This is a genomic window from Isoptericola sp. NPDC019571, assembly GCF_044389385.1.
In the GTDB taxonomy this organism is placed as follows: Bacteria; Actinomycetota; Actinomycetes; order Actinomycetales; family Cellulomonadaceae; genus Isoptericola; species Isoptericola nanjingensis.
In genome coordinates this window covers 24,875-48,671 of the sequence record NZ_JBIRXZ010000002.1, presented here as the reverse complement: position 1 = coordinate 48,671, position 23,797 = coordinate 24,875, and the positions used below count along the sequence as shown (strand labels likewise).

At 74.6% G+C, this 23,797-nt stretch carries 23 protein-coding genes; 14 read left to right on the top strand and 9 right to left on the bottom strand.

Features of this window, described 5'->3' with window-relative positions:
• Positions 1–49: 49 nt before the first annotated feature.
• Positions 50–1,372 (top strand): FUSC family protein, encoded by a 1,323-nt coding sequence (locus ACH443_RS03440; protein WP_430589486.1) that lies wholly within the window; start codon positions 50–52, stop codon positions 1,370–1,372.
• A 51-nt stretch (positions 1,373–1,423) separates the two neighbouring features.
• On the opposite strand, the gene ACH443_RS03435 is transcribed toward ACH443_RS03440, so the two are convergent.
• A complete protein-coding gene (locus tag ACH443_RS03435) occupies positions 1,424–2,707 on the bottom strand; it encodes a PhoH family protein (RefSeq protein ID WP_430589718.1) in 1,284 nt (427 codons plus the stop codon).
• Between the two features lie 345 nt (positions 2,708–3,052).
• Here ACH443_RS03435 and ACH443_RS03430 point away from each other — a divergent pair, with 345 nt between their 5' ends.
• Together ACH443_RS03430 and nhaA are read left to right on the top strand one after the other, a co-directional pair.
• Positions 3,053–3,637: a DUF1697 domain-containing protein gene (locus ACH443_RS03430; protein WP_430589485.1), complete on the top strand. Its 585-nt coding sequence runs from the start codon at positions 3,053–3,055 to the stop codon at positions 3,635–3,637.
• A gap of 124 nt (positions 3,638–3,761) precedes the next feature.
• Positions 3,762–5,057 carry a Na+/H+ antiporter NhaA gene (nhaA, locus tag ACH443_RS03425; protein ID WP_429762575.1) on the top strand — a complete coding sequence of 432 codons (1,296 nt, stop codon included), beginning with the start codon at positions 3,762–3,764 and terminating at the stop codon, positions 5,055–5,057.
• Here the strand turns inward: nhaA and ACH443_RS03420 are convergent.
• The gene (locus ACH443_RS03420) at positions 5,023–5,790 is read right to left on the bottom strand and encodes a DedA family protein (RefSeq protein ID WP_430589484.1); all 768 of its coding nucleotides are present in this window, start codon (positions 5,788–5,790) and stop codon (positions 5,023–5,025) included. The two genes, nhaA and ACH443_RS03420, sit on opposite strands and share 35 nt — an antisense overlap.
• Positions 5,791–5,886: 96 nt before the next feature.
• Positions 5,887–6,804 (bottom strand): LysR family transcriptional regulator, encoded by a 918-nt coding sequence (locus ACH443_RS03415; protein WP_430589483.1) that lies wholly within the window; start codon positions 6,802–6,804, stop codon positions 5,887–5,889.
• A 148-nt stretch (positions 6,805–6,952) separates the two neighbouring features.
• Between ACH443_RS03415 and ACH443_RS03410 the strand changes: the two genes are divergently transcribed.
• Genes ACH443_RS03410 through ACH443_RS03395 form a run of 4 tightly spaced genes read left to right on the top strand, consistent with a single transcriptional unit; the run spans position 6,953 to position 10,583 of the window.
• Entirely contained in the window at positions 6,953–8,335 is a 1,383-nt protein-coding gene (locus ACH443_RS03410) for an MFS transporter (RefSeq protein WP_430589482.1), read from the top strand.
• Positions 8,332–9,111 (top strand): 3-hydroxybutyrate dehydrogenase, encoded by a 780-nt coding sequence (locus ACH443_RS03405; RefSeq protein WP_429762579.1) that lies wholly within the window; start codon positions 8,332–8,334, stop codon positions 9,109–9,111. The genes ACH443_RS03410 and ACH443_RS03405 overlap by 4 nt, the downstream gene beginning before the upstream one ends.
• A complete protein-coding gene (locus tag ACH443_RS03400; protein WP_430589481.1) occupies positions 9,108–9,914 on the top strand; it encodes a CoA transferase subunit A in 807 nt (268 codons plus the stop codon). The genes ACH443_RS03405 and ACH443_RS03400 overlap by 4 nt, the downstream gene beginning before the upstream one ends.
• Positions 9,915–9,917: 3 nt before the next feature.
• Complete coding sequence (locus ACH443_RS03395; RefSeq protein WP_430557068.1) at positions 9,918–10,583, top strand: 3-oxoacid CoA-transferase subunit B; 666 nt, start codon at positions 9,918–9,920, stop codon at positions 10,581–10,583.
• A gap of 21 nt (positions 10,584–10,604) precedes the next feature.
• Here ACH443_RS03395 and ACH443_RS03390 read toward each other — a convergent pair whose 3' ends face one another.
• A complete protein-coding gene (locus tag ACH443_RS03390) occupies positions 10,605–12,029 on the bottom strand; it encodes an MFS transporter (RefSeq protein ID WP_430589480.1) in 1,425 nt (474 codons plus the stop codon).
• A gap of 119 nt (positions 12,030–12,148) precedes the next feature.
• On the opposite strand from ACH443_RS03390, the gene ACH443_RS03385 reads away from it, so the two are divergent.
• Entirely contained in the window at positions 12,149–12,841 is a 693-nt protein-coding gene (locus ACH443_RS03385) for a helix-turn-helix domain-containing protein (RefSeq protein WP_430589479.1), read from the top strand.
• Positions 12,842–12,900: 59 nt separating this feature from the next.
• Here the strand turns inward: ACH443_RS03385 and ACH443_RS03380 are convergent, their stop codons facing one another.
• Positions 12,901–14,409 (bottom strand): helix-turn-helix domain-containing protein, encoded by a 1,509-nt coding sequence (locus ACH443_RS03380; protein ID WP_430589478.1) that lies wholly within the window; start codon positions 14,407–14,409, stop codon positions 12,901–12,903.
• A 150-nt stretch (positions 14,410–14,559) separates the two neighbouring features.
• Between ACH443_RS03380 and aceA the strand changes: the two genes are divergently transcribed.
• The 4 genes from aceA to ACH443_RS03360 all read left to right on the top strand — a co-directional run bounded on the left by aceA (position 14,560) and on the right by ACH443_RS03360 (position 19,268).
• Positions 14,560–15,873, top strand: coding sequence for an isocitrate lyase (gene aceA, locus ACH443_RS03375; protein WP_430589477.1), 1,314 nt, complete (start codon positions 14,560–14,562; stop codon positions 15,871–15,873).
• A gap of 159 nt (positions 15,874–16,032) precedes the next feature.
• Positions 16,033–17,754, top strand: a complete 1,722-nt coding sequence (gene aceB / locus ACH443_RS03370) for a malate synthase A (protein WP_430589476.1) — start codon at positions 16,033–16,035, stop codon at positions 17,752–17,754.
• A gap of 88 nt (positions 17,755–17,842) precedes the next feature.
• Positions 17,843–18,769: a DinB family protein gene (locus tag ACH443_RS03365; RefSeq protein ID WP_430589475.1), complete on the top strand. Its 927-nt coding sequence runs from the start codon at positions 17,843–17,845 to the stop codon at positions 18,767–18,769.
• A 76-nt stretch (positions 18,770–18,845) separates the two neighbouring features.
• A complete protein-coding gene (locus tag ACH443_RS03360) occupies positions 18,846–19,268 on the top strand; it encodes a hypothetical protein (RefSeq protein WP_429762589.1) in 423 nt (140 codons plus the stop codon).
• A 20-nt stretch (positions 19,269–19,288) separates the two neighbouring features.
• On the opposite strand, the gene ACH443_RS03355 is transcribed toward ACH443_RS03360, so the two are convergent.
• Together ACH443_RS03355 and ACH443_RS03350 are read right to left on the bottom strand one after the other, a co-directional pair.
• A complete protein-coding gene (locus ACH443_RS03355) occupies positions 19,289–20,449 on the bottom strand; it encodes a glycosyltransferase (protein WP_430589474.1) in 1,161 nt (386 codons plus the stop codon).
• 97 nt (positions 20,450–20,546) lie between these two features.
• Entirely contained in the window at positions 20,547–21,206 is a 660-nt protein-coding gene (locus tag ACH443_RS03350; RefSeq protein WP_429762591.1) for a dihydrofolate reductase family protein, read from the bottom strand.
• 146 nt (positions 21,207–21,352) lie between these two features.
• Here ACH443_RS03350 and ACH443_RS03345 point away from each other — a divergent pair, with 146 nt between their 5' ends.
• Positions 21,353–21,832, top strand: a complete 480-nt coding sequence (locus ACH443_RS03345) for an HNH endonuclease (protein ID WP_429762592.1) — start codon at positions 21,353–21,355, stop codon at positions 21,830–21,832.
• Between the two features lie 2 nt (positions 21,833–21,834).
• Here the strand turns inward: ACH443_RS03345 and ACH443_RS03340 are convergent, their stop codons facing one another.
• Entirely contained in the window at positions 21,835–22,827 is a 993-nt protein-coding gene (locus tag ACH443_RS03340; RefSeq protein WP_429762593.1) for a hypothetical protein, read from the bottom strand.
• 172 nt (positions 22,828–22,999) lie between these two features.
• On the opposite strand from ACH443_RS03340, the gene ACH443_RS03335 reads away from it, so the two are divergent.
• A complete protein-coding gene (locus ACH443_RS03335; protein WP_429728096.1) occupies positions 23,000–23,365 on the top strand; it encodes a DoxX family protein in 366 nt (121 codons plus the stop codon).
• Positions 23,366–23,383: 18 nt separating this feature from the next.
• Here the strand turns inward: ACH443_RS03335 and ACH443_RS03330 are convergent, their stop codons facing one another.
• Positions 23,384–23,794 carry a DUF779 domain-containing protein gene (locus ACH443_RS03330; RefSeq protein WP_429762594.1) on the bottom strand — a complete coding sequence of 137 codons (411 nt, stop codon included), beginning with the start codon at positions 23,792–23,794 and terminating at the stop codon, positions 23,384–23,386.
• Positions 23,795–23,797: the final 3 nt, after the last annotated feature.

The following is a 23,797-nucleotide window of genomic DNA, read 5'->3' as shown; positions in this document are numbered from 1 at the left end:
AGCGCAACTACTTCCATGATGATTTACCTGTGAACTATCATCGTCGACAATGCCTCCCACCTCCTCCCCGGTCCTGACGAGCGCCCGCGACGTCCTCGACCCTGCCCACCTGCGCGCGGCGCTGCGCATCAACCCCGCCGACGCGACGCTCGCGGCCGCCCTGCGCGTCGGCACCGCGGCCGCCGTCGTCCTCGCGCTGAGCGCCGCCGTCGGCCGCACCGACCTGGCGGCCTTCGCCTCCCTGGGTGCGCTCGTCATCCTGTACGGCCGGTACGAGCCGTACCGGCGGCGCGCGTCCCTGCTGGCCGGCGTCTCCGCCGTGTTCGTCGTGGCCTTCCTGCTCACGGCCTCCCTCACCGCCGCCGGCGCGCCGACCCTCGTCGTCCTCGCGGTCGTGGCCCTGGTGGCCGGCGTGGCCACCGCCCTGTGCACCCTGGTCCGCACCGGGCCGCCCGGGGCGAGCATCGTCGTCTTCGCCGCGGCGGGCGGCATGGTCGGCCCCCTGGCGTGGGCCGACGTCGCCGAGCGTGGCGTCGTCTTCACGCTCGGCGCCGCCGTCGCCTGGCTCGTCGGGATGAGCGGCTGGCTCGTGCGCCCGAGCGCGCCGGCCCGCCTGGCCGTCCGCCGGGCCGCGGACGCGGTGCGGACGTCGCTCGACGCCGGACCCGACGCCCCCGGCGCCGCGCGGGCCGCGTCGGCCTCCGTCGCCCGGGCCCGCGAGGTGCTGGCGGACGACCTGTCCCGCCGGCGCACCCGGGACACCGCGCGGGTGCTCGCCGCCGAGCTCGCCGCTGTCGATGCTGCACTCGAGCCCGGGGCCCCCGGCCACGGCTCGGGCGGGGCGCCCGCCGAGGCCCTGCCGCCGCGTCGCCGCCTGCGCGACGACGTCCGCGCCGGCTGGCGCGTCCCCGGCTGGCGCCTCGCCGGGGTCCGCGTGGTGCTGGCGAGCGTCGTCGCCGGCGCGGGCACGCTCGCCGCCGGGCTGAGCCACCCCGCGTGGGCGCAGCTCGGCGCCACGGCCACCCTGCAGGGAGCGAGCACGCACCACGCCGTGGTCCGCGCGCTGCAGCGCGGGGGCGGCACGGTGCTCGGCGCCCTGCTCGCCTGGCCACTGCTCGCGGCGCACCTGTCCTTCGCCGCGACCTGCGTCGTCGTCGTGGTGCTGCAGGTCGTCACGGAGGTCGTCGTCGGCCGCCACTACGGCCTGGCGATGCTCACCATCACGCCGATGGCGCTGCTGATGACGTCGCTCGGCGGGTCGGTCGACCCGGCCGGGATCGCGGCGTCGCGCGCCCTCGACACCGTGCTCGGCGCCGTGGTGGGGGTGCTCGCCGTCGTCCTGGTGCACCCGCGCCGCCGCACCGCCGGTTGAGCCTGTCGACACCACGTCCCCGGGTCTCGACAGGCTCGACCGGCGGCGGGGTCAGATCTCCAGCGACTCCAGCATCTCGGTGACCAGCGCCGCGACGGGCGACCGCTCGGAGCGCGTGAGGGTCACGTGAGCGAACAGCGGGTGCCCCTTCATCGCCTCGATCACGGCGGCGACGCCGTCGTGCCGGCCGACCCGCAGGTTGTCGCGCTGCGCGACGTCGTGCGTGAGGACCACGCGCGAGTCCTGCCCGATGCGGGACAGCACCGTGAGGAGCACGTTCCGCTCGAGGGACTGGGCCTCGTCCACGATGACGAACGCGTCGTGCAGCGAGCGCCCGCGGATGTGGGTCAGCGGCAGCACCTCGAGCATCTCGCGGTCGATCACCTCGTCGACGACGTCGGGCGAGACGAGCGCGCCGAGCGTGTCGTAGACCGCCTGCGCCCAGGGATTCATCTTCTCGGACTCGGATCCGGGCAGGTAGCCGAGCTCCTGCCCGCCCACCGCGTACAACGGGCGGAACACGATCACCTTGCGGTGCTGCCGGCGCTCGAGCACCGCCTCCAGGCCGGCGCACAGCGCCAGCGCCGACTTGCCGGTACCGGCGCGCCCGCCGAGCGACAGGATCCCGACCTCCGGGTCCAGCAGCAGGTCGATGGCGATGCGCTGCTCCGCGGAACGGCCGTGCACGCCGAAGACGTCCTGGTCGCCGCGCACGAGCCGGACCGTCTTGTCGGCCGTGACCCGCCCGAGGGCCGACCCGCCTGGCGAGTGGATCACCAGCCCGGTGTGGCACAGCAGCGGCGAGGCGGCCTCGACCACCACCGGGTCCAGGGCGGCCAGCTCCACCTCGCCGCCCTCGTACAGGGTGCCCACCTGCACGTCGGCGACGTCGATCTCGCGCATCCCCGTCCAGCCCGAGTCGACGGCGAGCTCGTGGCGGTACTCCTCCGCGCGCAGGCCCACGGCCGACGCCTTGACCCGCATCGGCAGGTCCTTGGAGACCACGGTGACGTCGCAGCCCTCGGCCGCGAGGTTCGCCGCGACCGAGAGGATCCGGGTGTCGTTGTCGCCGAGCCGGAACCCGGCGGGCAGCACCTGCGGATCGGTGTGGTTGAGCTCCACCCGCAGCGTGCCGCCCGCCTCGCCCACCGGGATGGGCGCATCGAGACGGCCGTGCTTGAGGCGCAGCTCGTCGAGCATCCGCAGCGCGCTGCGCGCGAAGTAGCCGAGCTCGGCGTGGTGCCGCTTGGCCTCCAGCTCCGTGATGACGACGACCGGCAGGACGACGTCGTGCTCGGCGAAGCGGTGGATCGCCCGCGGGTCGGACAACAGCACGGACGTGTCGACGACGAACGTGCGGGGGGTGGTGCCGTCCGGGTCGTCGACGGTGTCGCGCTCAGGGACGGGTGCAGTTCGGGCCACGGCGAGCTCCCTCCAGGTGGACGGGCGGCCGCCCCGGGGGCGCCGTGCGGCGCCGGGCCGGAGCCGGCCCTCCCGCACGGAGCGTGAACCCCATCGGCTGGCCTCCCCGAGGACGGCTGGACACCGTCCCTGCCGCCAAACTACGACGCTGTGATTCGCGCCACCACCCCCACGTCGGCGGGTCGGGAAGTTGTCACCCGCCGTTCACGCGCCGGACCCCGCCGCGACGCGGGCAGGAAGGGCGAGCACCATGGTGCCGTGACCCCGAAGCCCTCGACGCCCCCCACGCCTGCCGGCGACGACGCGACGGCCTGGGTCGTGCTGCTGCGCGGCGTGAACGTCGGCGGTTCCCGTCGCGTGACCTCCGCCGACCTGCGCGAGGCCGCCGCCGCGGCGGGCCTGGCCGACGCCCGGACCTACGCCAACAGCGGCAACCTCGTGGCCGTCGGGGCGGCGGACGACGGCGACGTCGCCGGGCGCGTCGCGGCCGCGCTGGCCGACCGCCTCGACGGCGACCTGCGCGTCGTCGCGCTGACGGCGGAGCGCGCGGCCGCCGTCCTCGCCGCCGACCCGTTCCCCGACGCCGTGGCCGACCACCCGTCCCACGTGCAGGTGCACGTCTCCCCCGAGCCCGTGGACGCCGATGCCCTCGCGCGGCTCGCCGAGGGGCGGCCCGAACGCTTCGCCGTCGTCGACGGCGTGCTCTACGTGGACTACGTGGCGGGCATCGGCCGGTCGAAGCTCACCCCCGGGCTGGTCGACAGGGCCGCGGGCACCTGGACCACCGCGCGGAACTGGAACACCTTCTCCAGGCTGGTGACGATGGCCCACGACGCCTCATGACGGGCACCGGCACGCGGACGGCCCGACGGACGTTAGGCTGGCCCGCGGTGAGCCGGGAAGTCTGGTCGGTGGCACCGGCTGGGACGCCGGTGACCCACGACGACCCCTACCCGACAGGGAGCCCATGAGCACCGACGTCACCGCGCCGTCCTTCCCCGCCCGCCTGAGCCGCTTCGTCTCGCGCGAGACGACCGGCGGCGCGCTCCTCATCGGCGCCGCGCTCGTCGCGCTGGTGCTCGCGAACTCCGGCTGGCGCCAGTGGTACCTCGACCTGTCGGAGACGGTCCTCGGGTTCGCGTACCTGGGTCCGCTGCACATCCACCTCGACCTCACCGTCGCCGCGTGGGCTGCAGACGGTCTGCTGGCGATCTTCTTCTTCGTGGTAGGCCTCGAGCTCAAGCACGAGTTCGTCGCGGGCAGCCTCCGCAGTCCCAAGGAGGCGGGGGTGCCGATGATCGCCGCCGTCGGCGGCATGGCGGTCCCCGCGATCATCTACTCGGTGCTGGTCGTCACGCTGGGCGACTCCGGGGCGCTGGAGGGCTGGGCGATCCCCACCGCCACCGACATCGCCTTCGCGCTCGCCGTGCTCGCCGTCTTCGGCAAGGGCCTGCCCGTCGCGATCCGTACGTTCCTGCTCACGCTGGCGGTCGTCGACGACCTGCTGGCGATCATCGTCATCGCCGTCTTCTACACGGACGACCTGCAGTTCGGGTACCTCGCGGCGGCGCTGGTCGTGATCGCCGTCTTCGGCTGGTACGTGCGCTCCCGCAAGCCTCGCTGGTGGCTGCTGATCCCCCTGTTCGTCGTCGGCTGGGCCTTCATGCACGCGTCCGGGGTGCACGCCACGGTCGCCGGCGTGCTCATGGGCTTCACCGTGGCGGCGCGCCCCACGCACGGCGAGGAGATCAGCCGCACGCAGCGCTACGAGCACGCGGTCAAGCCCTGGTCGCAGGGGCTGGCGCTGCCGATCTTCGCGTTCTTCGCCGCAGGCGTGGACCTGCGCGACGGTGGCGGCGTCGCCGAGATCCTGGGCCAGCCCGTGGTCCTCGCCATCGTCTGCGGGCTGGTCGTCGGCAAGCTTCTGGGCGTGCTCGGCACCACCTGGCTCGTCACCCGCGTGACCCCGCTGCGGCTCGCACAGGGCATCGGCGTGCGCGACCTCCTGCCGGTCGCGCTGCTCGCCGGGATCGGGTTCACCGTCTCCCTGCTGATCTCGGAGCTCTCCTTCGGCCACGAGTCCGAGCACACCCTCGGCGCGAAGTCGGCGATCCTCATCGCCTCCGTCATCGCCGCAATCCTCGGGGCGCTCATGCTTCGGTGGGACGCCCGTCAGGCACGCACCTCCGACATGAACCGTGACGACATCGACGACGCCGTCACCGACTTCATCGGGGACGAGAAGGACCGCAAGGAGCACTGAGGGCGGCCGCCCCGCGGGCGGGGATCCGCGGGGCGCTGGCCGCCGCGAGCGCCGTCTCCCGCTGCGCCACGGCGACCGCCCGCGGTGCCGTCCGCGCCGCCGGAGCGGCGCGGCGTCCGCGGGCGGCCCAGGCCGTGAGGGCCCGGTCGACGACGAACCCGAGCACCGTGCCCACGACGATCCCGACGGCGACGGCGAGCAGCGGGTGGTCGCCCAGCGGCTGGGCGGCCACCACCCCGAGGAGCACGGACCACGTCGCCCACGCGAGGGACGCGACGGCCGACAGCCCCATGAAGCGGCGCCGCGAGAACCCGACCGCGCCGGCGGTGACGTTGACCGCCATCCGTCCCACGGGCACGAACCGCGCCCCGAGGACGACGGACGCGCCGCGCCGCTCGAAGGAGCGCGCTGCCCAGGCCACGGCACGCTGACCGCGCGGGCCGCGCAGGAAGGGGACCCGGGACGTGCCGAGCGCGCGGCCGAGGGCGTAGGCGATCTGGTCGCCGCACCAGGCGCCGAGGGCCGCGACGAGGATCACGAGCGCGAGGTTCACCGCCTGCCCGGTCTCGGCGCCCACCGCCATCATGATGATCACGGTCTCGCCGGGCACGGGCGGGAAGAAGCCGTCTGCCGCGGTCGCCCCGAACAGGGCGGGGAACGCCCAGGCGGAGGACACGAGCGCGAACAGCGTGCTCTCCAGCTGCCCCCAGAGCGAGGCGATCGCGTCGATCATGCCTCCCACCCTCCGGCGTCGGGGCCGCCCGCCACCATGGGGTGTGCCCCCGGTTCGACCCTGGGGGAACCCTGAGCCGCCCCGGTCGGGCCGGGGTCAGGCGTCGCGCGCCGGGCTGCCGCGCAGCAGGTCGCGGCTGCGCTCCACCTGGTCGCGCAGCGCCCCCAGCAGCGCGGCGACGGCGGGCCGGCGCCAGGACTCCGGGTGCACGACGGCCCAGTAGGGCAGCCGGTCGCGCACCTCGCCCGGGAGCAGCCGCACCAGGTCGGCGTGCCGGTCGGCCATGAAGCACGGCAGGAACCCCACGCCCGCGCCCGCCCGGGTGGCCTCGACGTGCACGAAGACGTTGGTGGACGTGAGCGCGTCGCGCATCCCCGGCACCAGGCGCCGCGGGGCGTCGAGGGCATCCACCTGGAGCATCGAGTTCACGAAGTAGACCAGCCCGTGGTCCGCCAGGTCAGCGGCCGACGCCGGGACGCCGCGGCGGGCGAGGTAGTCCCGCGAGGCGTACATGCCGAGCTCGTAGTCGCCGAGCCGCGCCGCCTTGGCCCGGCCCACCTGGGGCTCGCCGACCACGACCTCCACGTCGACGCCAGAGCGGTGCTGCGTGGCGTGCCGGGTGACGGTGACCAGCTCGACGGACAGGTCCGGGTGGCGGCGGCGCAGCGCGGCCACGGCCGGCGACGCGACGTACGCGCTGAACCCGTCGGTCGCCGTCATCCGCACGACGCCCGTGACCGGGTCGGGCTCGCCGTCCGGGGCGGCCAGGCCGGCGACCGCTGCCGCGACGGCCTCGGCGGCACGGGCCGCGCGCTCCCCCAGCCCGGTGAGCTCCCAGCCGTCGGCGCCGCGCACCAGGACCCGGCCGCCGAGCGCGCGCTCGAGCGCGGCCACGTTGCGCGCGACGGTCGTGTGGTTGACGCCGAGCACCTCGGCCGCGGTCGTGTACCGGCCGGTGCGGGCGACCTCGAGCAGCACGAGGAGCTGGTCGGGCGAGGGCGGCGTCGTCGGCACGCCGGCACCCTACTGCCCGCCGCGCCCGATCTGCATCCGTGCACACCACGCGTGCTCGGTTGGTCGTTGCGCGCACACGTCTGCGCCCGGCAGCATCCTCGGCGTCAGGTGGCGACCGCCACGGTGTCAACGACGACACGGAGGAACCATGGCCGCGGGCCAGAACACGGCGCCGGACGGCGCGACGCACGGCACGGGCGACGGCAGCGACCGTTCGCTGCTCACCAGGATCGTGTCCGCCTCGATGGCCGGCACGGTCGTCGAGTGGTACGACTTCTTCCTCTACGCGACCGCCGCGGCGCTCGTCTTCGACAAGGTGCTGATGCCCGCCATGGGCAACGAGTACGACGGCATCATCGCCGCCTTCGTCACGTACGCGATCGGCTTCCTCGCCCGCCCGCTGGGCGGCGTGATCTTCGGCCACCTCGGCGACAAGCTGGGCCGCAAGCACACCCTGCAGGTGACGATCATGATGATCGGCGCCGCGACCGTGCTCATGGGCTGCCTGCCGAGCTACGACGCGATCGGTCTCGCCGCGCCGGCGCTCCTCGTGCTGCTGCGCTTCGTGCAGGGCATCGCGCTGGGCGGCGAGTGGGGCGGCGCCGTCCTGCTCGTGGCGGAGCACGCGCCCGACAGCAGCCGTGCCCGGTGGGCCGCATGGCCGCAGGCCGCCGTCCCGGTGGGCAACCTGCTCGCCACCGCCGTGCTGTGGGTCATGTCCACCACGCTGTCCGACGCCGCGTTCCTCTCGTGGGGCTGGCGCGTCGCCTTCTGGCTGTCGGCCGTCGTCGTGCTCGTCGGCTACTGGATCCGCACGACCATCACGGACGCGCCGATCTTCGAGGAGGCGAAGGCCGAGCTCGAGGAGGGCAAGACGTCGGGCTACGGCGTCCGCGACGTCGTCCGGCGGTACCCCCGCGGCGTGCTCACCGGCATGGGCCTGCGGTTCGCGGAGAACATCATGTACTACCTGGTGGTGAGCTTCTCGATCGTCTACCTCGGCACCGGGCTGGGCATGGACACGGCGTCGATCCTCGGCGTCATCGCGATCGCGCACGCGTTCCACTTCGTCGTGATCCTCTGGGTCGGGCGCCTGGCCGACCGACTCGGGCGCAAGCCGGTGTACCTCGCGGGGGCGGTCCTCGGCGGCACCTGGGGCCTGTGGGCGTTCCCCGCGTTCGGCACGAGGAGCACGGTCGTGGCGCTGGTGGTCATCATGGTGGGCCTGCTGTTCCACGCCCTCATGTACGCCGGGCAGCCGGCCATCATGGCCGAGATGTTCCCGACCCGGATGCGGTACTCGGGGGTGTCCATCTCGTACCAGGTGACGTCGATCGTGGCGGGCTCCCTGGCCCCGATCCTCGCCACGACCTGGCTCAAGACCACCGGCTCGTGGTGGCCCACCGCCGTGTACCTGCTGGTGGCCGGCGCGATCACGACCGTGGCCGTGCTGAGCATGCGCGAGACCCGTGGCATCTCCCTGCGCGACCTCGACGCCCGCGACCGCGCCGCCGCCGGGGCGGTCGCATGACGGGCGGTACCGCTCGCCCGGCGCCCGGCGGGCCCGCGCTCGCCGGGCGCCGGGCCCTGGTCACCGGCGGCGCGTCCGGCATCGGCGCGGCCTGCGCGCGCGAGCTGGCCGCGCGCGGCGCCCACGTGGTCGTCGCGGACGTGGAGCCCGACGGCGCGAAGCGTCTCGCCGACGAGCTCGGCGGCGAGGCGTGGGTCGTCGACCTCGCCGACACCCGCGCCCTCGACGACCTGCGGCTCGACGTCGACGTGCTCGTGAACAACGCCGGCGTCCAGCGGGTCAGCCCGGTCGAGGACTTCGCGCCCGACGACTTCCGGCTCGTCCACCGCCTCATGCTCGAGGCGCCGTTCCTGCTGGTGCGGGCGGCGCTGCCCCACATGTACGCCCGCGGCTGGGGGCGGGTCGTCAACGTCTCGTCCGTGCACGGGCTCGTCGCGTCGCCGTTCAAGTCGGCTTACGTGTCCGCGAAGCACGGGCTCGAGGGCCTGTCCAAGACGGTGGCGCTCGAGGGCGGGCCGCACGGGGTCACCAGCGTCTGCGTGAACCCGGGCTACGTGCGCACACCGCTCGTCGAGAAGCAGGTCGCCGACCAGGCCGCCGTGCACGGCATCTCCGAGGCGGACGTGCTGGCGCAGGTGATGCTCGCCGAGCCGGCCGTGAAACGCCTGGTGGAGCCGGAGGAGGTCGCGTCGCTGGTCGGGTGGCTCACCGGGCCGGACGCCTCGATGGTCACCGGCGCCTCGTGGACGATCGACGGCGGATGGAGCGCACGATGACCGGTCTCGACAAGACCGTCGCGACGGCAGCCGACGCCGTCGCGGACGTCCCCGACGGCGCCTCGCTCGCCGTCGGCGGCTTCGGGCTGTCCGGCAACCCGGTCGCGCTGATCGAGGCGCTCCTCGCCCGCGGCACCACGGGCCTGTCCGTGGTGAGCAACAACTGCGGCGTCGACGACTGGGGCCTGGGCCTGCTGCTGGGCGCCGGGCGCATCCGCCGGATGACCAGCTCGTACGTGGGCGAGAACAGGGAGTTCGAGCGGCAGTTCCTGGCGGGCGAGCTCGAGCTGGTCCTCACGCCGCAGGGCACGCTCGCCGAGCAGCTGCGCGCGGGCGGTTCCGGGATCGCGGCGTTCTGGACGCGGACCGGCGTCGGCACACAGGTGGCCGACGGCGGCCTGCCGCGGCGGTACGACGGCGCCGGCGGCGTCGCCGTCGCCTCGCCGCGCAAGGAGGTCCGCGCCTTCACGGCTGCGGACGGCACGAGCGCCGACTTCGTGCTCGAGGAGGCGATCACGACCGACTACGCCCTGGTGCACGCCGCGCGGGGCGACCGGCACGGCAACCTCGTCTTCCACCGCTCCGCCCGGAACTTCTCGCCGCTGGCCGCCATGGCGGGCCGCGTGTGCGTCGCCCAGGTGGAGGAGCTCGTCGAGCCCGGCGAGATCGACCCGGACGACGTGCACCTGCCCGGCGTCTTCGTGCACCGCGTGGTGCACGTGCCCGGGGGCGAGAAGCGGATCGAGAAGCGCACCACGACACCGGCGACCGCCATGCCGACCGCGACGACGAAGGAGGGCTGAGCCGTGCCGCTCACCCGCGACGAGATGGCCGCGCGCGCGGCGGCGGAGCTGGCCGACGGCTGGTACGTGAACCTGGGCATCGGGCTGCCGACGCTCGTGCCGAACCACGTGCCCGCCGGCCGTCACCTCGTGCTCCAGTCCGAGAACGGCCTGCTCGGCGTCGGCCCCTATCCCTCCGACGCCGACGTGGACCCTGACCTGATCAACGCCGGCAAGGAGACGGTCACGCTGCTGCCCGGCGCCTCCGTGTTCGACTCGGCGACCAGCTTCGGCATGATCCGCGGGGGCAAGATCGACGCGGCCGTCCTCGGCGGCATGCAGGTCAGCGCCGCCGGCGACCTCGCCAACTGGATGATCCCCGGCAAGACGGTCAAGGGGCCGGGCGGCGCGATGGACCTGGTGCACGGCGCGCGGCGCGTGATCGTGCTCATGGAGCACTCCGCCAAGGACGGGTCCCCCAAGCTCCTGCCGGAGTGCACGCTCCCCCTCACGGGGCGAGGCGTGGTGCACCGCGTCATCACCGACCTCGCGGTGCTCGACGTCACGCCCGACGGCTTCGTGCTCCGCGAGCTGGCGCCGGGCGTCGCCGTCGACGACGTCGTGGCGGCGACCGGCGCGCCCGTCACGCTCGCCCTCGACCGCCGGGACGCCGACGCGGCCGTCGCGTGACCGCCGGCCCGCCGGACGACCTCAGGCGGCCCGGCGGGAACGGACCGCGAGGGCGAGGGCGACCAGCACGCCGACGACGCTCGCCGCCGCCGCGACCCAGAACGCGGCGGAATAGGCGCCCGCCGGGTCGGTCGTGCCGGCCGCCAGGAGGGCCGTGACCACCGGGGCTGCCGCCGCGGACCCGACGGTGCGCACGACGCTGTTGAGGCCGGTCGCCGCGCCCGTCTCGGTAGGCGGCGACCAGGTGACGACGAGCTGGGCGCAGATCGCGTACCCGATGCCGTTGCCGAGGCCGAGCACGGAGAACGCCACGACGACCGCCCACGGCGTCGCGGGCCAGAGCGCCAGGCCGACCGCGCCGACGGCCATCACCGCCGCGGCGACCGCCCCGGTGCCGCCCGGGCCGACCCGCCGCACCAGCGCCGGCGTCGCGCGACCGCCGAGGAAGACGAGCACGGCGCTGGGGAGCATGGCCAGGCCCGAGACGGTCACGCTCATGCCGTGCCCGTAGCCCGTGCCCGACGGGGCCTGCATGAGCAGCGGCAGCGCGACGTAGCAGACGTACGGCACGAAGCCCACGGCCACGGTGAGGAGGCTGACCAGCACGATCGGCCCGTGCCGGAAGGTGCGCACGTCGACCACGGGCGCGTCCGTGCGCCGCTCGACGAGCACCAGCACGGCGAGCAGCGCCACGCCGACCAGGCCGACGACGATGGTCCGCGCCGAGCCCCAGCCCCACGTGCCGCCCTGCGAGACGGCGAGCAGCACGCCCACCAGGCCGCCCGCGAGCAGCCCGATGCCGGGCCAGTCGGTCCGGCGCTGCACGGCGGGCGCGCCGCCGCGCGGCACCCACGCGGCGACCAGCGCACCCGAGGCGAGGATCAGGACGGCGCCGAGGACGAAGAGCCAGCGCCAGCCGAGGGCGTCGACGACCACGCCGCCCACCACGAGCGCCGCGCCCGCCCCGAGGCCGATCATGCCGGGGATCCAGCCGAACGCGGCCGCCAGCCGTGGTCCCGACAGCAGGGAGCGCGTCAGCGCCAGGGCGAGCGGGAAGGTCGCGGTGCTCACGCCCTGCACCACGCGCGCGGCGAGCAGCACGCCGAGGCTCGGGGCGGCCGCGGCCACGAGGGTCGCCGCGGCGAACACGACGATGGTGCCGAGCAGTACCCGCCGGTGACCGAAGCGGTCCCCGAGGTTGCCGACGACGGGCGCGAGGACCGCCCCGGCGAGCAGGAACGCCGTGAGGATCCAGCCGGTCCCCTGCGCCGTCGCGCCCAGCTCGCGGCCCAGGGTCGGCAGGGCCGGGACGACGAGCGTCTGCATCAGCGAGAAGGCCAGCACGGCGGCGCTCAGCGCGAAGGTCACACGGCCGGGGTGCCGCACGACGGTGGTGTCGACGGGCTGGCCGGGGGCGGCGTCGGGCGCCGGGCTGGACGGAGGCACGGTCGTGCTCGCTCTCTGTGGTGGGGGTGGCTGCGCCTCGTCGCGCGGCGCCGATTGAAACGGAACGGAATGCTCGTTCCGATTCACCCTAGCATCGCGCCACGGGCTACCGTGTGCCCATGCCCTCCCCCACCGACCGGTCCGACGAGCGCGCCGACGAGCCCGCAGACCGGCCGATGCCCGGCCGGCAGCGGGAGGCCCGCGCCAACGACACCGCCGTGCTCGCCGCGGCGCGCGAGGTCTTCGCGGCGCAGGGGCACGGCGCCTCCATGGCCGACGTCGCTCGGCACGCCGGCGTCGGCGTCGGCTCCGTCTACCGCCGCTACCCCACCAAGGAGGCCCTGGTCGAGGCGCTCCACGTGCAGGCCGTGCGCGAGGCGGCGCGGCTGGCGACCGAGGTGGCGGACCAGTGCGGGACCGACGCGGTGGCCGAGGCCGACGGCGCCGTCGGCACGTTCCTCGCACGGCAGATCACCGGCGCGACCGGCCCCATCCTGCGGCCGCCGGGTGCCGGCGGGCCGCTCCCCGCCGACCTCGCCGCGGCGACCCGCGACCTGCGCGTCGGCCTCGAACGGCTGGTCGCCTACGACCGCGCCGCGGGCCTGCTCCCGGCCGGGTTCACGACCGCGGACGTCATGCAGCTCCTGCTGCACCTGCGCCCCGCGCTCCCCTTCCCCCGCGCCGAGGCGGACGCCCTGCACCTGCGCTACCTCCGGCTCGTCCTGGCCGGGCTGCGCTCCCGGGCGGGCGACGACGCCGGCCTCGGGGACGGCCCGAGCTGGGACGCGTGGGTCGGCGCCTGGCACGACTGAGCCCCTCCTCCCCGAGGGTCCGGCCGCTCCGCCGGCCCCGGTCACCCTGTCGGGCCCGGTCACCCTGTCGGCGCGTGTCGCTCCAGGAACTCGTAGACCTCGGTCGTGTCGACACCGGGGAACGCCCCGGACGGCATCGCCGCCAGCATCGACGCGTGCGGGCGGGCGCTCGGGAACGCGTGCCCGCCCCAGCGGCGGGCGAGGGGCTCGGCCGGCCGCCGGCAGCAGCTCTCGTCGGGGCAGCGCGACGTGCTGCGCGCCGTCGTCTCGCGGCCCAGGAACCACTTGACCTGCGCGTACGGCACGCCGACGCTCACGGAGAACCGCCCGTCGGGCGTGTCCTGCACCCGCGAGGTGCACCAGTACGTGCCGGTCGGGGTGTCGGTGTACTGGTAGTACGGGCTGAGCCGGTCGGCGACGGAGAACACCACGCGCGCCGTCCAGTGCCGGCACACGTGCTGGCCCTCGACGGTGCCCAGCGGGTCGGCCGGGAAGCGGACGCCGTCGTTCTCGTACGCCTTGTGGATCGCCCCCGACTCGTGCACCTTCATGAAGTGCACCGGGACGCCGAGGTGCCGGGTCGCGAGGTTCGTGAAGCGGTGGGCGACCGTCTCGTAGGACACGGCGAACGCGTCGCGCAGGTCCTCCAGCGAGATCGACCGCCGCTCCTTCGCCTCGCGCAGCTGCTTGACCGCCTCCCGCTCGGGCACCAGCAGCGCCGCGCACAGGTAGTTGGCCTCGACGCGCTGACGCAGGAACTCGCGGTAGTCGCGCGGCTCGGCGTGCTCGAGCACGTGCGACGCGAGGGCCTGGAGCACCGCCGAGCGCGCCTCGGACCGGCCGCGGATCCCGTTGCTCGGCAGGTAGACCCGGCGGTGGAGCTGGTCGATGACGGCGCGCGTGGACTGCGGCAGGTCCGGCTCGTAGTGGATCGAGAAGCCGAGGTGGGCGGCGAGCTCCCCCACCGCGCGCTGCGGCAGCGGTCCCCGCCCGTGCCCGACGTCGTCGAGCAGCCCGCGCGCGACGATCTCCAGGTCGGGGAAGTAGTTGTCCTGCGCGCGCATGTCCGCGCGCAGCTCGGTGTTGGCCCGGCGCGCCTCCTCGGGGGTCAGCGCGCGCTCGGAGTGCAGCCGCTCCAGCTCGCGCTGCAGCCCGACGATCGCCTCGAGCGCGTCCGACGGGAGGGACTTGCCCACCTTCACAGGGCGCACGCCCAGCGCGGAGAAGAGCGAGCCCCTTTGCACGCGCTCCAGCTCGATCTCCAGGGCGTCGCGGTGCGACGGCGGCTCGGCCGAGAGCAGGTCCTCGACCGTGGCGCCGAGGGCGCGGGCCACGGCCTGCAGGCGCGCGATCGTGGGTTCGCGCTTGCCGTTCTCGAGCATGGAGACCTGCGACGGCGCACGTCCGATGGCCTCTCCGAGCTGCTCCAGGGTCATGCCGCGGCGGGTGCGCAGGTGCCGGATGCGGCGGCCGATCGTGAGGGCGTCCGCCTCCTGGCTGATGGGGATGCCGCGCGGCAGCGTGGCGTCGTCCCGGGTACCGGGCGCGGAATCGGTCGAGATGGCCATGCTCGAGGGTGACACGTGCCACACCTTCCGTCCAGGAGAAGAACGCCGGAATTTCTCCTCAGATTTCCTGGCCGCGAGGTGGCGGGGCGCGCGAGGGTCGTGGTCATCGGCACCGCCACCGACGACCGAGACACACGAAAGAGGCTCGACATGACCGCCATCCTCGACTCCCGCAGCACCACCCGCGCCGGCGACCAGGCCCAGACGGCCGCACAGCTCGCCGAGCAGTGGGCCGCCGACCCGCGCTGGGACGGCATCAGCCGTGACTACACCGCGGAGGACGTCGTCGCGCTGCGCGGGTCGGTCGGCGAGGAGTTCACCCTGGCCCGCCGCGGCGCCGAGCGGCTGTGGCGCCAGCTGCACGAGGAGGACTTCATCAACGCGCTCGGCGCGCTGACCGGCAACCAGGCCGTGCAGCAGGTGAAGGCCGGTCTCCAGGCCATCTACCTCTCGGGCTGGCAGGTGGCCGGCGACGCGAACCTCGCGGGCCAGACCTACCCCGACCAGTCCCTCTACCCGGCGAACTCCGTGCCCGCCGTCGTGCGCCGCATCAACAACGCGCTGCTGCGCGCCGACCAGATCGACGTCTCCGAGAACGGCGCCCCGACGCGCGACTGGCTCGCCCCGATCGTCGCGGACGCCGAGGCCGGCTTCGGCGGCCCGCTCAACGCGTACGAGCTGATGCGGTCGATGATCGCGTCGGGCGCCGCGGGCGTGCACTGGGAGGACCAGCTCGCGAGCGAGAAGAAGTGCGGCCACCTGGGCGGCAAGGTGCTCATCCCCACCCAGCAGCACGTGCGCACCCTCAACGCGGCACGCCTCGCGGCCGACGTCTCCGACGTGCCGAGCGTCGTCATCGCCCGCACCGACGCCGAGGCAGCCACGCTGATCACGTCCGACGTCGACGAGCGCGACCGTCCGTTCCTCACCGGCGGTCGCACGGGCGAGGGCTTCTACGAGGTGCGCAACGGCGTCGAGCCGTGCATCGCGCGGGCCAAGGCCTACGCCCCGTACGCCGACCTCATCTGGATGGAGACCGGCACCCCGGACCTCGAGCTCGCGCGGACGTTCGCGGAGGCCGTCAAGGCCGACTTCCCGGACCAGATGCTGGCGTACAACTGCTCGCCGTCGTTCAACTGGAAGAAGCACCTGGACGACGACACGATCGCGAGGTTCCAGCGCGAGCTGGGCGCCATGGGCTTCCGCTTCCAGTTCATCACCCTGGCCGGCTTCCACGCCCTCAACTACTCGATGTTCGACCTCGCCCACGGCTACGCCCGCGAGCAGATGTCCGCCTACGTGCGGCTGCAGGAGGCCGAGTTCGCCGCCGAGGAGCGCGGTTACACCGCGACCAGGCACCAGCGCGAGGTCGGCACCGGCTACTTCGACCGCGTGTCGACGGCGCTCAACCCCGACGCCGCCACCCTCGCGCTCGCGGGCTCCACCGAGGCCGCACAGTTCTGACCGCGAGACAGAGAGCCCGGCGAGATAGAGAGGGCGCATCGCCGAGATAGAGAGTTCGATCTATCTCGTCGCCCGCCCCTCTCTATCTCGGCGATCCAGGCTCTCTATCTCGGCGGATCCCCCTCTCTATCTCGCCGACGACCCGCCCGGAGGCACGTCATGACCACGCTCGCTCCCCCCACCACCAGCCCGACCACGGCGACGCCTCTCGCCGACACGGCGCCCGACCCGTTCGTCTGGGGCGGGACGTCGCTCGCGGAGGGGCACCTCACCGTCACCGCCCCGCTGGAGGCGCGCGACGAGGAGATCCTCACCCCGGAGGCGCTGGCGTTCCTGGCGATGCTGCACGACCGGTTCGCCGACGACCGCACCGCGCTGCTGCTGGAGCGGCAGCGGCGGATGCGGAGCGTTGCCGACGGCGAGGACCCGGACTTCCACCCCGCCACCCGGCCCGTGCGCGACGACCCGTCCTGGCGGGTGGCGGGCGCGGCCGGGGCTCCGGGGCTGAGCGACCGCCGCGTGGAGATCACGGGCCCGACGGACCCGAAGATGACGATCAACGCGCTCAACTCGGGCGCCCGGTGCTGGCTGGCCGACGCCGAGGACGCGCAGTCCCCGACGTGGCGCAACGTCATGGAGGGGCAGCTCGCCCTGCACGACGCGATCCGCGGCACGCTGAGGTTCACCAACCCGGCGGGCAAGGAGTACGCGCTCCGGTCGACGGACCTCACCGAGCTTCCGACCATCGTGTTCCGGCCCCGCGGGTGGCACCTGTTCGAGTCGCACCTGGCGTACACCGGCCCCGACGGGTCGACGCAGCCGGCGTCGGGGTCGCTGGTCGACTTCGGCCTGTACCTGTTCCACAACGCCCACGAGCTGGTCTCCCGCGGGCGCGGACCGTACTTCTACCTGCCGAAGCTCGAGGGGTACCGCGAGGCGCGGCTGTGGAACGAGGTGTTCGAGGCGGCCCAGGACGCGCTCGGCATCCCGCGGGGCACGATCCGCGCGACGGTCCTCATCGAGACGCTGCCCGCCGCCTTCGAGATGGAGGAGATCCTCTACGAGCTGCGCGACCACTGCGCCGGCCTCAACGCCGGCCGCTGGGACTACCTGTTCAGCGTGATCAAGTGCTTCCGGAAGCGGGGGTCGTCGTACGTGCTGCCGGACCGCGCGCAGGTCACGATGACCGCGCCGTTCATGCGGGCGTACACCGAGCTGCTCGTCGCCACGTGCCACAAGCGCGGGGCGCACGCCATCGGCGGCATGAGCGCCTTTATCCCCGACCGCCGCTCCCCCGAGGTGACCGAGCGCGCCGTCGAGCAGGTGTGGGCCGACAAGACGCGCGAGGCCCACGACGGCTTCGACGGCACCTGGGTGGCCCACCCCGACCTGGTCGAGGTGGCACGCGGCGCGTTCGACGAGGTGCTCGGCGAGCGCGAGAACCAGGTCGCCCGCCTGCGCGACGACGTCGTGGTGGGCCAGGCGGAGCTGCTCGACGTCGCGTCGGCGCGGCGCGGGGGCGCCACCGTCACGGCGGCCGGGCTCCGGACGAACGTGTCCGTGGGGCTGCGCTACATCGAGTCGTGGCTGCGCGGCACCGGCGCGGCGGCGATCGACCACCTCATGGAGGACGCGGCCACCGCCGAGATCTCCCGGTCGCAGGTGTGGCAGTGGGTCGCGTCCGGCACGACGACGGACGACGGCCTGCCCATCACCCGCGTGCGCTGCGAGGCTGTGCTGCGCGACGTCCTGCGCGGCCTCCCGCGGTCCGCCCGCGACCGCTTCGAGGACGCCGCGGCCCTGTTCCGCGAGGTGGCGCTGGGCGAGGAGTTCCCGCCGTTCCTCACGACAGGCGCGTACGCCCGCTACCTCGCCGGCTGAGCGCGGAGCATGCAGCTGCGCACGTTCTCAGTCGTGAGAACGTGCGCAGCTGCATGCTCGGCGACCGCCTCCAGGGCAGGATCGGAGGATGACGACGACCCTGCGCACGCTCCTGCTCGGCCAGGTCGAGTTCTACTGGGACGCCCACCTGTGGCCGCGGCTGCAGGGGCTGACCGACGACGAGTACCTCTGGGAGCCGGTCGACGGGGCGTGGAGCCTGCGGCGCGACGACGACGGCACGGTCCGGATCGAGCTGACGCCGGTGGAACCGCCCGTGCCGCCGGTGACGACGATCGCGTGGCGCGCCGCGCACCTGGGCCGCGACGTCTGGGGCAAGCGCGGCCGCGCGCTCTTCGGGCCGACGACCGCCCCCACCGACGCCGACATGTTCGACGCGCGGCACTGGCCGGAGCCCCTGCCCCTCACGGCCGCCGGCGGGCTCGACCTGCTGCGCGAGGGCTACGAGCTGTGGCGCGACCACCTCTCGCGGCTCGACGACGACGCGCTCGCCGAGCCGCTCGGGCCACGCGGCGGTCCCTACGCGAGCGACTCGCTCGCGGCGCTCGTCGTGCACCTCAACCGCGAGGCGATGGCGCACGGCGCCGAGATCTGCCTGCTGCGCGACCTCTACCGCGCGCAGCGCGAGCGCCGCGACCCCGTCGTCGCGACGGCGCTCGGGGGCAGCCCGGCCGATCTCGAGCGGATGCTCCGGCTCGACGGCGGCCTGGGCGACCTGGCCGACCGGCACCCGACGCTGGTCGTCGAGCTGGCGGGGCTCGGCCGCTGGGACGCGGTGCGGTCGCTCGCGGCGCGCGGCTTCCCGGTCACCGTCGCGGCCGACGACGGCTCCACGGCCCTGCACTACGCGGCGACCACCGGCACCCCGGACGACGCCCGGCTGCTGCTCGACCACGGCGCCGATCCCAGCGCCGTCGACGGACGCTTCGGGACGACGCCGGCCGGCTGGGCGGACTTCCTGGGCAGGGCCGAGCTCGCGGAGGTCCTCACCCCCTGACTGCCGAGCAGCGCGGGGCAGCGGCCTGTGGATAACGCCGGCGGACGGCGGCCCGGGTGCGGCAGGGTGACGGCGCATGGACACCATCACCCCGTTCCGCCCGGGCGACGAGGTCGCCGACGACGCCGAGCTGCTGGAGCTCGCCCACTTCCTCGCGGGCGGCGTCCACCCACGACGGCGAACGCTCACCGTCACCTGGCTTGACGCCGACGACCGGCTCCTCGGGCTCGCGCTGCCCATCGACGACGTGCCCCGCCGGCCCGACCCCGCCGCACTCGTCGGCCTGGGCACCGTGCTGCGCGGCGTCGTCGACGACGAGGCGCCCGGCGGCAGCGCCGTCGTCGTGCTCGAGCGGCCCGGCGACGCCACGCTCACGGCCGACGACCGCGCCTGGAACCGCGACCTGCGCGAGCAGGCCGACGCCCAGGGCGTGCGGCTGCGCGGGTTCTTCGTCGCCGCCGGCGGGCAGGTGCGGCCGCTGGCGCTGGACGACGCGTGAGGGCCGGCCCCGTCGGCCGCTCACCGGGCGTGCGCGAGCAGGTCTCCGACGACGGCGCGCGGCGCCGGGAGCCGACCCATCTCCTCGGCCATCCCCCGTGCCGCGGACCTGTAGCGCGGCTCGTGCAGGACGGCGCGCACCGCGTCCCCGAGCCGGGCGACGAGCCCCGGGCCCGACTCGACGGCGAGCCCCGCCCGCGCCTCGGCGACCCGGCGGGCGTTGATCCACTGGTCCGACGCGAACAGCGGGACGACCACCTGCGGGACGCCCGCCCCGAGCGCGAGCGTCGTGGTGCCGAAACCGCCGTGCCCGACCATCGCCGCCGCGAGCGGCATCACCGCCTCCTGCGGCCACCAGCGCTCGACGCGCACGTTGGGCGGCCACGGGGCCCAGGCCTCCGGGTCGCCGTGAGCGCCGACCGTCACCAGGGCCCGGGCCTCCACCCCGGCCAGGGCGTCGACGGCGGCGGAATAGGTGCTGTCGAACACCCCCTGCGCCGCGGCGACCGTGCCGAAGGAGACGTAGACGAGCGGGGCGTCAGGATCTCCCCACGCAGGCAACGGCGGGGCCTGCGTGCGCGGCGCCGGGATCCGGTAGCGCACGGGCGCGACGCCGTCACCCTCGCGATCGTCGTCGAACGATGGCGGCACGCTGGTGAACACGGGCTCGGCCGCCGCCGCTGCGGCGAGGTCGGCCTCGACGCCCCCCCCCCGGGCCGCGAGCTCGGCCAGCGGACCGGTCAGCTCGTCGACGAACGTCCTGATCAGCGAGCACAGCCCGATCGCCACCTGGACGTGCGGGACCCCTGCCGCCTCCGCGGCGACGAGGGAGGCCACCTCCGCGGGCTCGCGGACCACGACGTCGGGGCGCCACGCGGCCAGGAGGCCGGTCACCGCCGGCAGCGCCGCGACGGGGTCGAGGCGGCCGAAGACCTCCGTCATCACCCGCGCGTTCGCCTCCTGCCGGGACAGGCTCGGCAGCGCGGCGAAGACGGCTCCCAGCGCAACGGGGTCCGCGTCGTCGAACGGTTCGTGTCGCAGACCGGTCGTCGCGACGTGCTCCGCGAAGGAGGCGGGCGCGGCGACGCGCACCTCGTGGCCGGAGTCGGCGACCGCGCGGGCGAGGGGCACCATCGGCCGGAAGTGGCCCTGGCCGCCCGTGGTCGCGAACAGCACCCGCATCCTTCGAGGGTAGGTCGCGCGTGGTGTGCCCGTCCGCGAGGAGGATCCCCACCTGGCGCTGACGACCTCGCCCGGCCGACCCTAGCCCGGCCGGCTTCTAGCCAGTCGATCCCGGGTCGACGCGCACCGACTGCGCGCCGTCGACGACGTCGGCGGTGCCGTGCCGCAGCTCGCGCGGCTCGAGGTCCAGGAACACCAGCCCGCTCTCGCCGAGCCGCGACCGCGTGACGTCGAAGCCGGAGGGGGCGGCGCCGTCGTCGAACAGGCGTGCGCCGGAGCCGACGACGACGGGCGCGACGACGAGGCGCCAGACGTCCACGAGCCCCAGGTCGTGCAGCGTGCTCGCGAGGCGCGCGCTGCCGTGCACCTGCAGCTCGCCGTCCGGGCCGTCCTTGAGCGCCTGCACCCGGGCGGCCAGGTCGGCGGGGTCGATCACGGTGGTCCCGGCCCACTCCGGGTCGCGCAGGGTCGAGGAGACGACGTAGCGCGGGCCGGCGTCGATGCGCGCGGCGAGCGCGTCGTCCGGGTCGGTGACCTGCCCCCACGACGCCCAGAACATGTCGTAGGTGGTGCGGCCGAGCAGGAAGGCGTCGACGTCCGCGAACCACCCGTCCACGACCTCCCCGAACACCGGGTCCGTGGTGAACGGCACGAACCAGCCGCCTTCGGTGAAGCCGCCGCGGGTGTCCTCCTCGGGCCCTCCGGGGCCCTGCACCACACCGTCGAGCGAGGTGAAGATGTTGACGCTCAGCCGCATGGCATCCTCCGTCATCGACCGCCCGGCCGACCTTTGCCCTGGACTTCCGCGCCTCGGCGGCATATTTTCACCTCGGCAGCATGCTGTGACCGGATTCACACACGCTACCGGATCCGCCGGACGGACGAGCTGGAGGGAGCGAGGCCGTGGCCGACGTCCTGGTGCTCAACGCGGGCTACGAGCCCCTGCACCGCGTGTCGGTCAAGCACGCCATCACGATGCTCGTCCGCGAGGTCGCGGTCGTCGAGGAGGCGGTGGAGGGCCACCGCTTCGGCCCCTACCCGATGCCCCGCGTGCTGCGCCTGGTGCGGTACGTCGCGATGCGCTGGCGGTACCGCAGCGCGGGCCGGCCGGCGGTCACCAAGGACGGCGTGAAGCGCCGGGACGGCGCGTGCGCCTACTGCGGCGGCCCCGCGGAGACGGTCGACCACGTGGTCCCCCGCTCCCGTGGCGGCGACTCGTCGTGGCTCAACCTCGTCGCCGCGTGCGAGACGTGCAACGGGCGCAAGGCCGACCGCACCCCGCTGGAGGCCGGCATGCCGCTGCTGCTCGCACCGTTCGTCCCGCCCGCGGAGCACGGGCTCGTGCGCCGGCGACGGCGCGCCACCGCGCCGGCCGCGGCCTGAGCTCAGGCCGCGGGCTCGTCCTCCGGAAGGTCGGGCACCACGGTGAGCGACCCGGTCGCCGGCAGGGCGTTCGCGCCGCCCCGGTCCGCCGGCGTGAGCGCGCGCGACGCGATGACGCTGCTCGCGAAGTTCGCGTGGCACTCGGTGCAGTACCACTCGGGCGTGGGCACGGGCACCTCGAAGCCGCCGTAGACGACGTCCGGCTCGGCGTTCATCACGTCGTCCTGGAACGTCATGCCCCACACGATCCGCTTGGTCTTGCCGCGCGCGCCGCAGCCCGGGCACTGGGGGCGCATCCGCGCGCGCTGCGACGCCACGGTGTGCGCGTGCAGCAGGTCGTGGCACTGGCCGCACAGCAGGTGCACGTCGCGCACGAGCTGCTCGAGGGTGCGCCCGCCCGCGGTGGTGGTGCCGAGGCGGACCGCGCCGTCGTCGTGGGCCTGCATGCGGTGCACGTCGACGAACCGCTCGCAGGTGGCGCAGCGCTCCTCGCGGCGCATCGACCAACCCGTCACGGCGCGGTGGCCCAGGATGCGCAGGGCGTGCACGTCGGGCGCGGTGGCGCCGGCGCCGCAGTCACCCGGGTCCAGCGTGTGCACGGGGCCGCCGCGGAACTGCTCCGCGACGCCGTCGAGCACGAGCCGGGCGTGCTCGGGCGGCAGCCAGCCGGACGTACCCGTGTAGGTGTCGGCGCCCTCGAACAGGTCGGCCCACACGATCGGGCGGTCCGGGCCGAAGAGGTCGTCGCTGACCCAGCTCTCGCCGTCGCTGGCGCCCATGAGCTCGACGGCGGCGACCACACCGGCGTCGCCGAGCACGGTGACGACGACGTCGCCCCGCTGCGGGCCGTCCGGGCCGGCCGGCAGCCGGTGCTCCGGCGAGCGGGTCGCGATCGCGACGGACTCCGTCAGCCAGTCGGCCGACCAGTGGAGGTACACGGACGGCACGAGCCACGCGGGCAGCGCCGACAGGGAGGGGAGGGTCTCTCGGGTCACCGGGAGAACATATCGGGCGCCGACCCTCCGACACCACGGGCGAGGTCGTTCCGGTCGCGACGTCCCCGCGCTAGGTTCCGAGCAGGCACGACGGCGTCGCCGCTCCGCACCGTGCACGACACCAGGCACCGCCGCCGCCCCGCCGACGAGCTTCTGCCGCGAGGAGGCACGGATGAACATCGGACTGTGGGTCGCCGCCGGGCTGCTGGCCCTGCTCTACCTGGCGGTGGGCTTCGTCAAGCTGACCCGCAGCCGCGAGCGCCTGCGCGCGTCCATGGGGTGGGTGGAGGACTTCCCGGTCGTCGTGGTGCGGCTCATCGGCCTGGCGGAGATCGCGGGCGCGCTGGGCCTGATCCTCCCGCTCGCCACCGACGTCCAGCCATGGCTGACCCCGACCGCGGCGACCTGCCTCGTCGTGCTGCAGGCGCTGGCGATCTCGGTGCACGTGCGCCGCCGCGAGCTCGCGCAGCTGTGGGTCAACGTGCTCCTGCTGCTGGCCGCCGCGTTCGTCGCCGTCGGGCGGTTCGCCGGCTGGTGACCTGGCCGACGACGCCCGTCAGGCCCCGGCCCACTCCGAGTCGGTGAGCAGCCGCGAGCGGATGAGGAACCGCACGCCCTCAGGCGCCTCGACGCTGAAGCCGGCGCCACGGCCGGGCACGACGTCGATCGTCAGGTGCGTGTGCTGCCAGTACTCGAACTGGGCGCGACTCATCCACACCGCGACGGTGAACGCCTCCCCCGTCGCGCCGGGTGCGTCGTCCGGCCCGTCGACGAGGCGCAGGTCGCCCAGGTGAACGTCGGCGTCGCCCAGCAGGAAGTCGCCGTCCGGGTAGCACATCGGGCTGGACCCGTCGCAGCAGCCGCCGGACTGGTGGAACATCAGCTCGCCGTGCTGGCGCCGCAGCCGGGCGAGGAGCCCGGCCGCGGCGTCCGTCACGGCGACACGGGAGATCGTGTCGTCGGTCATCGG